The sequence below is a fragment of the Gemmatimonas sp. genome (assembly GCF_046594945.1).
In the GTDB taxonomy this organism is placed as follows: domain Bacteria; phylum Gemmatimonadota; class Gemmatimonadetes; order Gemmatimonadales; family Gemmatimonadaceae; genus Gemmatimonas.
The window spans coordinates 1-14,980 of the sequence record NZ_JBKJRB010000015.1; the positions used below are offsets into that span (position 1 = coordinate 1).

Genomic DNA, 14,980 nt, shown 5'->3' on the forward strand with positions numbered 1-14,980 from the left:
CGTCGTTGCCGTCGTTGCCGTCGTTGCCGTCGTTGCCGTCGTTGCCGTCGTTGCCGTCGTTGCCGTCGTTGCCGTCGTTGCCGTCGTTGCCGTTGCAGCAGCCCGCTCTAGTTCGCGCCGTCGGTCGCGAGGGTGTCGTACTGTCGTCCGCGCCAACGGGTTGGCGTGCGGGCGGTGCTCAGCGTGAGACGCCACGCGGCGGCGATGTCCGAAAGCCACGACAGCCAGTACGGCCAGCCACGCTCGGCATAGCTGTTCCGGAGCGCAATGAGCATCATCAATCGAACTAAGAGGGCGGAGGCGTTCACAAGCAACAATGCCTCCAGCAGCATCGACTGCGCATCCTCGGCGGCAAGCGTGCCCCTTGAGCCAATAATCGCCGCGAGCACGATCAGCATGGGCAGCGGCAAGGCCTGCGCGCTCCACACCAGTGCCACGTCGATCCATCGACGCCATATAGGGGTCGCGTCTTTCAAATCGAAGCTGCGTCCCCACTCGCGCCACATTTCGGCGAGCGACACGTAGGCGCTGACTTGAATGATGTGCGAACCATCGAGGAAACCGACGCGCGCGCCGTGCGAGGCGAGATGGCGCGCCAACGTAACGTCATCGCAGAACGACGCACGGGCCGGCGCATAGCCACCGAGTTGTTCCAGCAAAGCGCGACGAGCCACGAAACACTGCCCGTTCGCGAGCACTCGATCAGGCGGCGGCTGCGTGGCACCGGCCGCGCCGCAGCGATACACCAGCGTGACTAGCATGGCTGGCTGTACGAAGCGCTCGGCCGACGTCTGATCGCGAAACTGCGGCGAGAACGATGCCACGTCATAGTCGTCCTGCTCGATCGCATCGACCACGGCACCGACCAGACCCGGCGCCGGCACGGTGTCGGCGTCGATGCCAAGTACCCAGTCGCCCTTGGCCTGTCGAAGACCCGTTTCCAGTGCCCACACCTTGCCCACCCATCCGGCGGGGAGGGGCTCGTCGGTGACCAGTCGGATGCGTGGATCACGGGCCGCGGCCGCCTGGACCATCTCACGCGTGCCGTCGGTCGAGCGGCTGTCCACGATGAGCACTTCAAGCATCGGTGCGGTCTGCGCCATGAGGCCGTCGAGGCAGGGTCCGATCCGCTTCGCTTCGTTGAGCGTGGCCACGATCACCGTCACCGTGGTATCGGTGCGCGGCGTGAGCCGGGGCGCGATCGGCGGACGTCGTGTCCGTCCCGGCATGAGGCGCACGAGCAGCAACAGCAGCATCGGTACTTGGACAGCGAGCAGCGTTAGTCCGAGGCCACGCGCCACGTCAACGAGCAGGCTTGCGCTGTTCATAACGACGGTTCAGCCGACACACGGGTCCGAACGGCCGGCGCGATCACCGGCTCGGAGAGGGCGAGCTGCGCGACTGCCTTCGCCATGTCACCGAAAATGAAGAGATGAGCCGGATACATCGCGTACCAGTAGAGAAGACCGAAAAGACCACGCGGCGCGAACAGCGCCGTCTGAATGAGCCGTGTGCCCTCACCTTCCGGGATGGCCGAAAATTGCAGCCAGGCCTGGCCCGGAACCCGCATTTCCGCACGCAACCGTAACAGACGCGGGCGCTCAACCCTCTCGACCCGCCAGAAGTCGACCGCCTCTCCAAGATACAACGACACCGGGTCGCGCCGCCCCCGTCGGAGTCCGGGCCCACCCACGAATCGATCGAGAAATCCCCGAATCTTCCAGAGCCAGTTCCAGGCGAGCCACCCCTGGTCGCCCCCTAGCCGGCAAAAGGCGCGGAATACCTGATCGGGGGTGGCGTCCACATAAATCGTGCGCGTCTCCTCCAGCACGCCCTCACGGTCACGCAGTTCGTACGACGCGCCACCGCCCAAGGCATCGCTCCAGCGCGACTCCACGGCATGCGCGGAGAGTCGTGACAGCGCTCGCTGGACCGCGGTGCGATAGGCCATCGGGCGCACGTCGGGAAAGAGCGCGCGAGCCTTGGTCGTGTCGGCCAGCACCGGGTAGACAATGCCTTCCAGCAGCGGCGTCGCCAGTCGCGCGGGGATCGGCGTGACCTTGTCGATCCAGAGAGAGGCCAGCCGCGGCGACAGCACCGGCACCGCGATAATCGTGCGTCGCAGACCGCGCACCGCGGCGTACCCATGCAGCATGTCCCGAAACGAGAGCACGTCGGCGCCGCCGATCTCCACGATACCGGCCGGACCGTGCTCGCGCGCGCGGACGAGATAGGTGAGCACGTCGCGCACGGCGATCGGCTGCACCTGATTCGCAATCCACTTGGGCGCGATCATGAAGGGCAGCCGCTCGGCCAGGTAGCGCACCATCTCGAACGAGGCCGACCCGGAACCTACGATCGGGCCGGCGCGGAACTCGGTGGTGGGCAATCCCCCCCGAAGGATTGCCCCCGTCTCGCCACGACTCTGGAGATGCTCGCTGGCGTCGTGTGCATCGGGAACGAGTCCACCAAGATAGATGCAATGCTTCAGCGCTCGCCCGGCTTGCACAAAGTGACGAGCAGCGACGCGGTCGCGTTCGGCGAAGTCAGTGGCGTGCGTCATACTGTGCACCAGATAGTACGCCTGCTCGACGCCATCGAGGGCCCGCTCCAGCGACGCCGCGTCGAACAGATCGCCGGTCACCACCTCCACTTCGTGTTCCCACCATCGCCCGTGAATGCGGCGCGGATCCCGGACCAGTAGACGCACCGGAATGCCCCGCTCCACCAATCGCGAGGTGAGACGGCCGCCGATGTAGCCTGTGGCACCGGTGACGAGCACGGTCATACGGGGTACGGAGGTCGGCCGAACCGCCGCCCCACCACGGTGGCGGGTTCGGTGATCAGCACGTACGCTACCTAACGCTACGCCACTTCCCTCTCCGCCGTTCCCTTTCGCATGCCTCGCGCCAATCCGTCCCCGGGACGCCTTCTCTTGCGTAACTGGGAACGACTCTCGGGTCTCCCCTTCGGCAAGCGCCTCTTTAGCTGGGCCGTGGGGCGTACGGCGCCGTACACCGGCTCGGTGGGGGGCGTGTATACCGCCATTCGCCCTGGCTACGCACGCGTGGAGTTGCGCGACCGCAAAGCCGTGCGGAATCACTTGGCCTCGGTGCACGCGGTGGCATTGGTGAACTTGGCCGAGATGACAAGTGGCGTGGCCCTCCTGACGGCCCTTCCCACAGGCGTGCGCGGCATCGTGACCGGCCTTTCCATCGAGTATCTCAAAAAGGCACGTGGCACCTTGGTTTGTACCACCACCACGCAGGCCCCCACCGCCGTGCTCGATCCGATCACCCACGACGTGCAGGCCGACATCGTGAACGCCGATGGCGAGGTGGTGGCGCGCTGTGTGGTGCATTGGCGACTGTCGCCGCCCGATCCCTCACGCGAGAAAGCTCGATGACCGACGTGGCACCACCGCCGATCCGTGCCCCGGCGTTCGACACGCCGCTTACGCGGCATGCCCACATCCGGGTGCCGCTCATCTGCGGTCCCATGTATCCATGTAGTAATCCGGAACTGGTAGCCGCCGTGAGTGCTGCCGGTGCGCTCGGCATCGTGCAACCGATCTCGCTCACGTACGTGCACGGCTACGACTTTCGCGAAGGGCTGCGCACGATCAATCATTTGAGTGGCGGCGCCCCGATCGGCTTCAATGCGCTCATCGAAGCGTCGTCGAAGACGTACCACAACCGCATGAGCAAATGGGTCGACATCGCGCTCGACGAGGGCGTGCGATTCTTTCTCACGTCACTGGGCAATCCCCGATGGGTGTGCGATCGCGTCCACGCCGCAGGCGGCGTCGTGTATCACGACATCACCGAGTTGAAATGGGCCGAGAAAGGACGCGACGGTGGGGTCGATGGCCTCGTGGCTGTAAACAGAGAAGCGGGTGGCCACACCGGTTCACGTGATCCACGCGCCTTGCTCGACGAAGTCCGCTCGCTCGGTCTGCCGGTGGTTGCGGCGGGCGGTGTAGGCGACTCGGCACAGTTCAAGGCGCTGCTGGACATGGGCTACGCCGGCGTGCAACTCGGCACGCGGTTCATCGCGACGCCGGAGTGCAACTCCGACGACGCGTACAAGTACGCCATCGTGGAAGCGAGCTCTCGCGATATCGTACTCACCGAACGTTTGACCGGCGTGCCGGTCTCCGTGATTCGCACACCATACGTCGAGAGGCTCGGCACCACGGTGGGACCGATTTCGCGCTGGATGTTCAAGGGACGGAAAACCAAACACTGGATCCGCACGTTGTATGCGCTGCGGTCGCTCTATCAGCTCAAGCGCTCGAGTGTGGACGGTGCCACGCAGGACTACTGGCAAGCCGGGCGTAGTGTCGATGCCATTCATGAGATCAAACCAGCCGGAGACATTGTGCGTGAGTTCGCGAGTGTGTTGACGAGTGCTACGGTGAACACGGTGTTGCTGCTGGCACTGCTTTCCGCCGTCCCGCGCGAGGTGCTGGCGCAAACGCAAGCACCGGCACGACAGATCACCACCAAGGGGTTGCGCGCGCCCGTCACGCTCGCGCGCGACAGCGCGGGCATCGTGCATATCGACGCCGCGAACGAACACGACCTCTTCTTTGCACAGGGATACAGTGCGGCGCGCGATCGGCTTTTTCAGCTCGAGCTATGGCGACGCCAGGCCACTGGAACGATGGCCGAGGTCTTGGGCCCGCGCTGGGTATCGCGCGATCGCGCGTCGCGGCTGCTACGCTATCGTGGCTCGATGTCGACCGAGCTGGCGCACTATCATCCGCGCGGTGCGACGATCATCGGCGCGTTTGTGGACGGCGTGAACGCCTATGTGGATCAGGTCCGCGCCAATCCCGCCCTGATGCCGCAGGAACTCACTTGGCTGGGCATCACACCGCAGCACTGGACGCCGGCGGTGGTGATCTCCCGGCACAACGCGTTGGCCTCGAATGCGGCCGACGAACCGACCACCGCGCGCGCCGTGCGCGAGATCGGCGAAGCAGCCGTAGCTCGCCGGAAGCGTTACGAACTGTCGCCCGTACGGCTGGGGCTCGACTCGCTCGTGGCGCGCGCGCTCGACGCCGCGCCCGGTGCGAGCCTGCTTGCGGCGTACAATGACTTCAAGAACGTGCCGAATTTTCGCACGTCGGAGCTGCCCGAAGCGCTACGTCGTGTCGCACCGCCAGTTGATACGGCGACGCCAAGCGTTGATCGCTGGGAAAGCAACAACTGGGTGATTGCCGGATCACGCACGGCCAGCGGCAAGCCGATCGTGGCGAACGATCCGCACCGGACGATTGCGGCTCCCTCGCTGCGCTACATGGTGCACCTGAAGGCGCCCGGCTGGGATGTGATCGGCGGCGGCGAGCCGGCGATTCCCGGTGTCGCCATCGGGCATAACGCGCATGGGGCGTGGGGACTCACGATCTTCGGCATTGACGCCGAGGACTTGTACACGTACGAACTCGACGCGAAGGACGCGCGGGCGTATCGCTATCGCGGTGCGAGTGAGCGCATGCGCGAAGTACGAGACACAATTCGCGTGAAGGACGCGGCACCGGTGGTCGTCACGCTGCAGTACACGCGACATGGTCCGGTGCTCGTGACCGACCGCGCGAAGCGCGTGGCCGTAGCACTGCGTGCGGCCTGGCTCGAACCCGGTGGGGCGCCGTACCTCGCCAGCTTGCGACTCGATCAGGCGCGCACGTGGCGTGAAGCCCGTATGGCGCTCTCCTTTGCGCACATGCCGGCGCTGAATTGGGTTTGGGCCGACACCAGCGGAGCAATCGGCTGGCAAAGCGCGGGCATCGCGCCGATCCGCCAAAATTGGGATGGCCTCGTACCGGTACCCGGCGACGGTCGTTACGAATGGAGCGGCTTTCTGCCCATCCCGGAGTTGCCTCATGAGACGTCGCCGTCGCGCGGGTACGTGGGCACGGCCAACGCGCTCAATGTTCAGGCGTCGTACCCCCACGCCAATGCGCTGGCGCGTTCATGGGCGGAGCCGTTCCGTCGCGACCGACTCGCAGAAGTGCTCGACACGACGCGCAAGGCCACGCTGACCCAGATGATGGCCCTGCAGCACGACGAAACACCGCTGGCGGCGCGAGCGCTGGTTCCGCTCAGCAAGCAGATGGCGCTGACCAGTGCCGCATCGCTGGCGGCGCGTGACACGCTATCGCGCTGGGACGGCGTCCTGTCGGCCAACTCGCGTGGCGCGGCGATCTATGCGGCGTGGGAACGCAAGTTACTCACGCATACCGCCGACATGGTGCTGCCGCTGGAGGCGCGCGCTCTACTACGCACGGTGTCGTTGTCACAGACGATTGAGTGGCTCACGCATCCCGACTCGCTCCTGGGCGAGAACCCGACCGTGGCGCGTGATTTCATTTTGTTCCGGTCGTTCAACGAAGCGGTAGCAGATCTGTCGCGGCGTTTCGGCAAGGATATCGCAGACTGGCGCTACGGCGATGCCAGGATGCACCACGTGCGCATCGCGCATCCGCTCGATGTGGTGATCGCCGATTCGATACGCTCGCGCTTGTCACCCGGACCGCTCGCCCGCGGCGGCTACGGCAACACGCTCAACGCTACCGGGAACACCGACAACCAGACCGCCGGCGCCAGTTTTCGCGTGGTGATGGATCTCGCGAATTGGGACGACGCCATGGTGACGAACTCGCCGGGGCAAAGCGGCGATCCGCGCAGCCCGTACTACAGCAATCTCTTTGGCCCATGGGCCCGCGGAGAGTATGCACCGTTACCGTACTCGCCAGGCGCCGTGAAGGCGCGGACGGCGGAGATTGTGGTGCTGCGACCGTGAGTGAGGTAACGGCGCGACGGGTGAGCGTGGAGTCGTGAGTTGAAGTTCGGAGTCATGCGTCGTTCAGCTCATGACTCGAGACTCGAACTCGAAACTCCAAGCTCACCAGCAGTCTTCTAGATCCCGCAGGTCCCATCCCCCTCGACACGGAGCTTCCCGATGCTCGCCTTTCGACTACCGCTCACGCTCGCCACGGCCTTCCTCACCACCACGGCGCCGACAGCATCCGCGCCCCAACAAGACCTGTCGTTCTTCCTCACCAGTGCCGGCGCCGGCAACGGTGCCGCCCTCGGCGGTCTCGAGGGCGCCGACAAGCACTGCGCCACGCTGGCCGAAGCGGCCGGGGTACGTGGCAAGACATGGCATGCCTACCTGAGCCAGCAGGCGCTCGACGGCAAGTCGGCGGTGCATGCGCGCGACCGCATCGGGATGGGCCCGTGGAAGAACGCCAAGGGTGTTGTCGTCGCCACGAGCGTTGATGATCTGCACAGCGACAACAACAAACTGTCGAAGGAGAACAGTCTCACCGAGAAGGGCCTCCCGGTAAACGGTCGCGGTGATACGCCGAATACGCACGACATTCTGACCGGCTCCACGCTCGACGGCCGCGTGTCAGTCGATCCCGTCGACAGCACGTGCAAAAACTGGACGAGCAGTGGCGACGGCTCCGCACTCGTGGGTCATCACGATCGTCAGGGCGGCGGTGTCAATCCAACGTCGTGGAACTTCGCGCATCCATCGCGCGGCTGCAGTCAGGAGAATCTCAAGGCGTCGGGCGGCGCGGGGCTGTACTACTGTTTCGCGGTGTGACGGCGTTGCGGTCTTGAACGGCCGACAGCGTTGGGAGCAGGGAGGAGGGTTTCAGAGAGGAGGGAGCAGGTGAACGGCCAGTTCGTCCCTGCCTCCGCCGCCTTGAGACCCTCCCTCCCGCTCCCTAAGCTTTTGGCAGTTCACCAAGCGTTTGGCCGTTTACCCACTCGCCTTCACGCCCTGCAGCCAGAACGCAAACCACTGCCGGATCCGCCCCAGCCGGTCCACCAGCAACCACGGCTCGCCGGTACGCGACAAGTCGTGATTCGAGCGCGGGTAGCGCACCATTTCCACCGGCACGCCCTGCTTCTTGAGCGACATGAACCAGATCTCCGCACTGCCCATCGGCGTGCGGTGATCCTCTTCGCTCTGCACCAGCAGCATCGGCGTCGTCACCTTCTGCACGTAGCGGATTGGCGACAGCGTGTCGTACAGCGCCTGATTGTCCCACGGCTTGCCGTAGAACTCGAACTCCGTGAGTCCCTGCGCGTCGCTGCTGCCGTACCAGTATGTCCAGTCGGTAATCGTGCGGTCGGTCTCGATCGCTTTGAACCGATCGGTCTTGGTGGCCATCCACGTTGTCATGAAGCCGCCGTACGAGCCGCCGGTCGCGCCCATCTTCGTGCTATCGACATCAGGGCGCGCGGCCACGATGTCCACCGACTTCATGAGATCTTCGTAGTCCTCCATGCCCCAACGGCCGCGCGTGCTGTACGTGAAGTCGGCGCCGTAGCCGCTCGAGCCCCGCGGGTTCGTGAACAGCACGAACATGCCCTGCGCCGCGAGATTCTGGAACTCGTCAAACCAGCCTTCGCCGTACGACGAGTGCGGACCACCGTGGATGTAGATCACCATCGGATACTTCTTGCCTTGGCTGTAGCCGTACGGCTTCATCAGCCAGCCTTCGATCTCCCTGTTGCCGACGCTCGTGTACGTGAAGCGCTCGGCGTCGCTCCACACGACGTCCGTGTTCACCTCGTCGTTGAAGTGCGTGAGCTGACGCTCGCCCACGCCATCGGCCGTGGCCACGAACAATTCAGTCGGCTTCGTCATCGACGTGGACGTATACGCCAACACCTTGCCGGCCGCGTCGTAGCTCGCCCCGCGCAACTGACGGCGGCCACCCACCAATTCCTTGGGCGCCGTCTTACCCGAAAGATCGGCGCGCAGAATCGCGGAGCGTCCACCGATATCGGCCGCGAACTGCAGGTTGCCCGTGGTCAACCACGAGAGTGAGCCCGGCTCGAACTGCCAATCGCCGAGGAGATTGCGCGGCGTGCCGCCGGTGGCATCGACCACGTAAATGCGCGCCGACGTGGTGCGCGACGGACGCCCCACGAACGCCAACTGCTTGCTGTCAGGCGACCACGTGATGTCCGACTCGGCGCCCATCCACTCACTCACCTTGCGCGGCGTGCCGCCGGTGCTGGCCATGATGTAGAGATCCGTGTCGTTGCGATCGGCTTCGTCGCGAGCCTTGTTGTACGACAGCTTGGCCAGCGAGTCGCGCTCGAGATCGACCACGGAATCGGCGCGCAGTCGCGCGTCGGCGATGAACGCGACCCACTTGCCATTTGGTGAGACCTCGGGCGAACGGTGCGAGTACAGCGTGGTCGTGAGCTGCTGCTTCGCGGTATCGCCCAGCGTCTGCCGCCACAACTGCGCGGAACGCCAGCTGCGTGCTTCGGCGCGGCCGGGCACGAAGCCGACGCCGTTCACCTTGTACGACATGTCGGTGACATGACGGCCATCAAAGCGCGACGGCTCGGCCGGACGCGTGATCGCGTCGAACGTCGGCTTGGCCATCGGCTGCATGCGAGCAAACGGATTCGCACCGTTCCGCGGCGTCGTATCGCGACGGGCCGGGTCGGTGAATACCGCGAAAGCGCCGTCAAGCGGCATTGAACCGTTCGGATACGTACTGATCTGGGTCGCTTCGCCACTGGGCTGGTCGAGGCGAATGGCCCACGTGCTGCCCTGCCCGCCCGCACGCGGCGAGGTGAAGAACAGATACTTGCCATCGGGCGACCAACGCGGGTTGCTGCTTTCCGTACTCGGCGACGTCCACCGCTGCGGTTCACCACCGGCCGTGTTCACCACCCAGATCTCGTTGTGCCGCTTGTTCTCGGCTTCGACGGCCTTCGTGACGGTCATCGCCACCCGCTTCCCGTCGGGCGAGACCGCCGGACTGCTCACGTTCACCACGCGGTACCAGTCGGCCAGCATCATCGCGCGCGGGCCCTTGGGAAGCTTGGTCGCCGCCTGTGCGGCGGGCGCCTGTTGCGCCACGATCGCGGTTGGCGCGACCACGAGGAGGGCCGCCAATGCAGCAAACCGGCGGGACCGGTGGCGGGAGAAGGTCAGTCTGACCATAGCAGTGCTCGAGGTGGGAAACCTAGGGGAATCCAGAGCGGGACTCTGTTTCTGAAAAGTACCGGACTGTGATAGACGGCGCATTTTTCGCTTGCTCCGGAGCGCGATGTGCCATAGCATGGTGGCTGTGCGGAGGAGCGACCGCGCAACAACCGCGCTTTCCCAGTCTCCAAGCGGCCAGGGAAGCATCTGTAGGATCTCGGTATCAGTACGCCCGAAGTCCCCCCTATTTCGAGGAGGTGATCATTTGACTAGTCATTGTTCCTTTGCCGGTTCGTTCTGGGCAACCGATCTCCTGATCGACGCCCGGTAACGGGTTTTACCGGTTCGGGATCGTCACGAACCGGCAAGGAGTCTGAAGGGCCGCCACGGATTACTCCGGAGCGGCCCTTCTTCCGTTATCGCGCCTTTCGTGTCACGGTGCTCAGCTTGGCGTCCGCCGCCCGCACCAGTGCGTACGCAAATTCAATCGCGCCACGATAGAACGCCGGGTCCACCTTATCGGCATCGTCACCCGACTGGTGGTAGTCGTCGTGATCCTCGACGCCCAGATACAGGAACGGGATTCCCTTGCTGTGAAACGCCGAATGGTCCGATGACCCGGTCCAGTCGTCACCAGGCTTCAGGTTTTTTGTGTCATGCCCGAAGCGAATGGTCACCAGCGAATTCTTTGCGGCCAACTCAGCGATAGGCTTGAGCGACGGCGAGTGCGACGTACCCGATACCCAGAGCGCCTTGCCGTCGTGACGCGCCACCATGTCGAGGTTGATGTTCATCGCGATGCGCTCAAGCGGGACCGGCGGCGCGTTCACGAATGCCTTCGACCCCACCATTCCCGACTCCTCGGCGTCGAAAAACGCCAGAATCACGTCGTGCTGGGGCGGCTCACGCAGCAGCCGTTCGGCGATGGTGAGCAGTGCCACGCAGCCACTGGCGTCGTCGTCGGCACCATTGAACACCACGCCGTTGCGCACACCGAGGTGATCGTAATGCGCACTGAGCACCAACACGGGACCGCTGGGATTCTGGCCGGGAATGCGCGCCACGATGTTGGCGCCCGATGTATCGCTGCCTGCCCGCGCACGCAGCGAAATCGGCACGGCGTAGTTCGAACCGACTGGCTTCGCACCCATGGCCGAAAGCTCCGCCACGATCCACGCCCGCGCGCGCGCCGATCCGGCGGTGCCGGCACGACGCCCTTCCATGCTGTCCGCGGCCAGCGCATCCAGTCGTTGCATGATGCGCGCCGTCGTGGCGTCAGAGGCGGCAGCGCTCTGCGCCTGCATTGACGTCACACCAATCGCCGACGCGACAGCCACCGCGGCTGCCGCTACGCCTCGTCGAACCCACCCGTTGGAGAACTCGCTCATTGAAACCACACCCCTGACTGTCCGGTTAGTCGCGCTCTCACCACGAAGGCGGTTGCCGTCGCGGTCACGTCGATAATTTGCAGCTCGCGCACACTGCTGCCCATTACTACACCGGGCGCCATCGGGCCGTTCAGCTTGCGCATCAGTTCCGCGCGCACCGAGTCGAGCTGCGCGCCGAGGGCCACCCGTCCACCGTTGGTGGCGCGTCGCACCGCGCGTCCCACCAACGGCGCGCCCAGCGTGGCTTTTACCCGCGAGAGCTTCCCGCGGCTCTCCAGCGACCAATCGAGATCGTCGAGGCGGATTTCGCGCGTCGGGGCGTCCCATCGCATCCGTGACGTCAGCGACAGGCGTCCGCGCAGCGATCCCGACACAGTGAGGTCAATGCGTACGCTATCGCGCATGCCTCGCACATGCACGCTGTCCACGCGCACACTGCCGGCAGACGTTTCCTGCGCCAGCAGCAGCGCGGCACGACGTTCGAGTTCCGCGAACGGCAGCTCCACACTCAAAGGCACCGTGTACTCCGAAGGCGCGGTACCCAGCGACAGCACGGGCAGCGGTTTCATGCGCACCGCCGGCTTCGCACCGGCGATCACGCGCGGTCGCGCGTACAGCACCATGGTCGTGATGATGCTTGGTCCGTTGCCGGCGAAGGGCGTGACGCGCACGGCTTGCGGATCAAGCACGAGCCAGAGCGAGTTCGTGGAGTCGAGCGCCGTGGGCTCGAGAAAACTCTTCCAGAGCGAATCGGCGAGCGGCTTGAAATCGCCGACGGTGGGGATGGTGGTATCCGCTTCAGCGGCGAAGAGCGCCAGTTGCTTATCGATCACACCTTGTAGCGTCGTGGTGGCATCGACGCCGAGGGCCGTGACCGTGCACGGGCCCACGAGGGCGGCAGCGAGCCTGGTGTTGCGCGCACCGATCTTCCAGTCACGCCGCCAGTACAGCGACGTCTGCATGGACGTCGTGGCGCGTCGCATGGCTTCAGGCGCGTAGCCGCAGCTGGCCACGCGGGCACTGCCGCCGATCGTGCCGAGTCGCGCACGATACGCGAGTTTGGTATCGATGAAGAGCTGCGGCCCCTCCGCGCGCACGCGCAACGGCTCGCGACGATACACATACTGGTGGCACACCAAGCCGATCGCCGCGCAGCGGGCGGCACTGAGCGAGTCGTTCACGGGAAAGAGCGAATCGAGTGACGGCGCAAGTGCGCTCAACACAAACGTCACGCGCACCGGCACCACCGCCATCTCGGCCGCGCCGACTGGCGACGTCGATAACACCGGCGACGCCGACCTCGGCGCCACCGGAATCGGCGCACTCGGAGTCGGCGTATTCGCGACTCCATTCGAGCGCCCTGCGCAGCCGGCCAGCACCACGCACGACACCACCACCACCCACAACCCTGCCATCCGGCGCCCTCGCGTTACGACCGCCCGTCCGCACCGTTAGTGGTGCGATTCAGGCGCTGGCGAAGGTTAGCGACGCGGGCGGCGAACAACCGAGCCGAGGCGTAGGGTGGGGTGCGCTGCAGAGCCGGTGTTACACTACGAGACTCTCATACGTGACCTGAACATGACCACTCCCCGCGCTCGCTTCGGCCTTCAACTCGCTCTCGCCTCGGCCCTCACTGTATCACTGGCCGCGCGCACGCCGACGCCGCTCTCCGCGCAGATGGGCGGTATGGGCGGCGGCATGGGGGGGCGGTATGAAGTCACCGGCCGCGATGGCGCGCGAGCGGTTGGAGAAGGCCGACCCCATTGAGTTCCTGCTCGATCGCAAGAAGCCGTTGGAGTTGTGCAAGCAGCAGTAGGACACGTTCAAGACCCTGCGAAAGGAGCTGCAACAGGCGCAGGAACCGCTGTTCAAGGATCTCGAGAGACTGTTCGACGACATGCCGCAACGCGGCGGCCGCGGCCGCGGCGACGCGCCGGGTGGTGGTGGGGCGGTCGGGGTGGCGGTGCGAGGGGCCCTGAGCGCGGCGGTGGACGCCCCGGTGACGGTCAGTCGGGTGTGGTGCCCCAGGTGGCGGTCTGCCCGACACCGTGCGCGTGGTGATCGGCAAGATCTCCGATATACAGGACAGCGTCCGCGACCGCGCGCGCCGCTCAATCCGGTGCAACAAGCGCGCACCGACTCGCTACAGCAGCTGATGCTGGCCGAGGAGCGCACGAAGTTCAACAAGCAGCGGGAGCGGCGCGAGCAGCGGCGGTAGGCGGCATACGCCGCTGTCGCCGGCGTCGTCCAACGGGAATCGCGAGCGGCAATACGCCCCGTCAGTTCCGGCGGCGGTTAGCTGGCACGTCGCCCATCGCGGAGCTTGTTTACGGAGCCCGATCCCTCCCCTCCAACGCACCCTCCATGAAAGAAGGCACCCGCGTCCTCGTCGCGCTCGGTCTGGCGATCCTGCTTGGCGCGGTGATCGCGTCATCAGGAAATGCCCGGGCGCTGCAGGTGGCCGATGCGCTCGCCCCGGTTGGCATTTTGTGGGTGACGGCCATTCGCATGACGGTCGTTCCACTCCTCGTCGCGCTGATCGTGACCGGAGTAGCGTCGGCCTCCGATGTCCGCGACATCGGGCGCCTCGGCGCCAGCGCGCTGGCGGTGTTTCTGGCGCTCCTCATTGGTGCCGCGGTGATCGTGATTCCCACCGCGCCACTGCTCTTCTCTCTCATGCCGAGTGGCGCGCGCCCTGCTCTGCCGGCCGGCGCGGTCGAGGCCGCGAGCGATGTAGTGGGTAGCGGACAGACGCCCACGTTCGCGTCGTGGTTCACGTCACTGCTGCCGGATAACCCGATCAGCGCAGCGGCGAACGGCGCGATGGTGCCGCTCATTCTGTTCGTGCTGCTGTTCGCCATTGCCGTGGCCCGCAGCTCCGCCGAAACGCGTACCACATTGGTCGCCTTCTTTCGTGCCCTGGGCGACGCGATGATGACGTTGGTGCGCGGCGTGATCTGGCTGGCGCCGATCGGCGTGTTTGCCATGGTGTTGCCGCTGACCGCCCACGCCGGCGCGTCGATGGCTGGCGCCATAGGGTTCTACATCGCGGCGTACGCGCTGCTCACGTTGCTTGTGATCGCGCTGCTGTATCCCGCCGTCGCCATCTTCGGCGGAATCGCAATGCGGCGTTTTGCCAAGGCGGCGCTTCCGGCGCAGCTGATCGCCTTCAGCTCAAGCTCCTCGCTGGCCGCGCTCCCCGCCCTCGTGGAAGCCGCCGAGGACTCACTCGCGCTGCCCACCAACGTGACCCGATTCATGCTGCCGCTTGGCGCGGCGATGTTCAAGTTGGCGGCACCGGCGACCTGGACCGCCGGCGCACTGTTCATCGCGTGGTTCTACAACGTGCCGATGCACGCGCCTGAGTTGCTCACCATTGCCCTCGCCTCGGTGTTTCTCGGCTTCGCCTCCCCGGGGATTCCGCGCGGTGGATTCATCATGCTCACTCCACTGCTGCTGGCCGTGGGGCTGCCGGTGGAAGGCGTGGGTATCCTGATCGCGGTGGATGCAATTCCCGACACGATCGCCACCGTGCTGAACGTGACGGGCAATCTCGCGGCCACCGTGGTGGTGGCGCATCGCACGCGGAAGTGGAGCGGCGTGGGGCCGTGACCGACGGA

11 protein-coding genes are annotated in these 14,980 nt (G+C 65.5%); 6 read left to right on the top strand and 5 right to left on the bottom strand.

From position 1 onward, the window contains the following. Nucleotides 1-107 precede the first annotated feature (107 nt). Together ACLL97_RS02060 and ACLL97_RS02065 are read right to left on the bottom strand one after the other, a co-directional pair. A complete protein-coding gene (locus ACLL97_RS02060; protein WP_411278810.1) occupies nucleotides 108-1,328 on the bottom strand; it encodes a glycosyltransferase in 1,221 nt (406 codons plus the stop codon). After that, complete coding sequence (locus ACLL97_RS02065; protein ID WP_411278811.1) at nucleotides 1,325-2,788, bottom strand: SDR family oxidoreductase; 1,464 nt, start codon at nucleotides 2,786-2,788, stop codon at nucleotides 1,325-1,327. Before ACLL97_RS02065 ends, ACLL97_RS02060 begins: the two co-directional genes overlap by 4 nt. Before the next feature lie 111 nt (nucleotides 2,789-2,899). Between ACLL97_RS02065 and ACLL97_RS02070 the strand changes: the two genes are divergently transcribed. From ACLL97_RS02070 to ACLL97_RS02080, 3 genes are all read left to right on the top strand, one after another. Next, on the top strand, nucleotides 2,900-3,406 hold the full coding sequence (locus tag ACLL97_RS02070) for a hotdog fold domain-containing protein (protein ID WP_411278812.1): 507 nt from the start codon (nucleotides 2,900-2,902) through the stop codon (nucleotides 3,404-3,406). Next, nucleotides 3,403-6,807 carry a penicillin acylase family protein gene (locus ACLL97_RS02075; RefSeq protein ID WP_411278813.1) on the top strand — a complete coding sequence of 1,135 codons (3,405 nt, stop codon included), beginning with the start codon at nucleotides 3,403-3,405 and terminating at the stop codon, nucleotides 6,805-6,807. The genes ACLL97_RS02070 and ACLL97_RS02075 overlap by 4 nt, the downstream gene beginning before the upstream one ends. A gap of 159 nt (nucleotides 6,808-6,966) precedes the next feature. Continuing rightward, complete coding sequence (locus tag ACLL97_RS02080; protein ID WP_411278814.1) at nucleotides 6,967-7,617, top strand: hypothetical protein; 651 nt, start codon at nucleotides 6,967-6,969, stop codon at nucleotides 7,615-7,617. A gap of 159 nt (nucleotides 7,618-7,776) precedes the next feature. Here the strand turns inward: ACLL97_RS02080 and ACLL97_RS02085 are convergent, their stop codons facing one another. The 3 genes from ACLL97_RS02085 to ACLL97_RS02095 form a co-directional block, all read right to left on the bottom strand. Continuing rightward, nucleotides 7,777-9,990: a S9 family peptidase gene (locus ACLL97_RS02085; RefSeq protein ID WP_411278815.1), complete on the bottom strand. Its 2,214-nt coding sequence runs from the start codon at nucleotides 9,988-9,990 to the stop codon at nucleotides 7,777-7,779. A gap of 398 nt (nucleotides 9,991-10,388) precedes the next feature. Continuing rightward, nucleotides 10,389-11,360, bottom strand: a complete 972-nt coding sequence (locus ACLL97_RS02090; protein WP_411278816.1) for a M20/M25/M40 family metallo-hydrolase — start codon at nucleotides 11,358-11,360, stop codon at nucleotides 10,389-10,391. After that, nucleotides 11,357-12,775, bottom strand: coding sequence for a DUF4403 family protein (locus ACLL97_RS02095; RefSeq protein ID WP_411278817.1), 1,419 nt, complete (start codon nucleotides 12,773-12,775; stop codon nucleotides 11,357-11,359). Before ACLL97_RS02095 ends, ACLL97_RS02090 begins: the two co-directional genes overlap by 4 nt. Nucleotides 12,776-12,938: 163 nt before the next feature. Between ACLL97_RS02095 and ACLL97_RS02100 the strand changes: the two genes are divergently transcribed. From ACLL97_RS02100 to ACLL97_RS02110, 3 genes are all read left to right on the top strand, one after another. Then, a complete protein-coding gene (locus ACLL97_RS02100) occupies nucleotides 12,939-13,127 on the top strand; it encodes a hypothetical protein (RefSeq protein ID WP_411278818.1) in 189 nt (62 codons plus the stop codon). 130 nt (nucleotides 13,128-13,257) lie between these two features. Further along, a complete protein-coding gene (locus ACLL97_RS02105) occupies nucleotides 13,258-13,578 on the top strand; it encodes a hypothetical protein (RefSeq protein ID WP_411278819.1) in 321 nt (106 codons plus the stop codon). A 146-nt stretch (nucleotides 13,579-13,724) separates the two neighbouring features. Further along, on the top strand, nucleotides 13,725-14,972 hold the full coding sequence (locus tag ACLL97_RS02110) for a dicarboxylate/amino acid:cation symporter (RefSeq protein WP_411278820.1): 1,248 nt from the start codon (nucleotides 13,725-13,727) through the stop codon (nucleotides 14,970-14,972). Nucleotides 14,973-14,980: the final 8 nt, after the last annotated feature.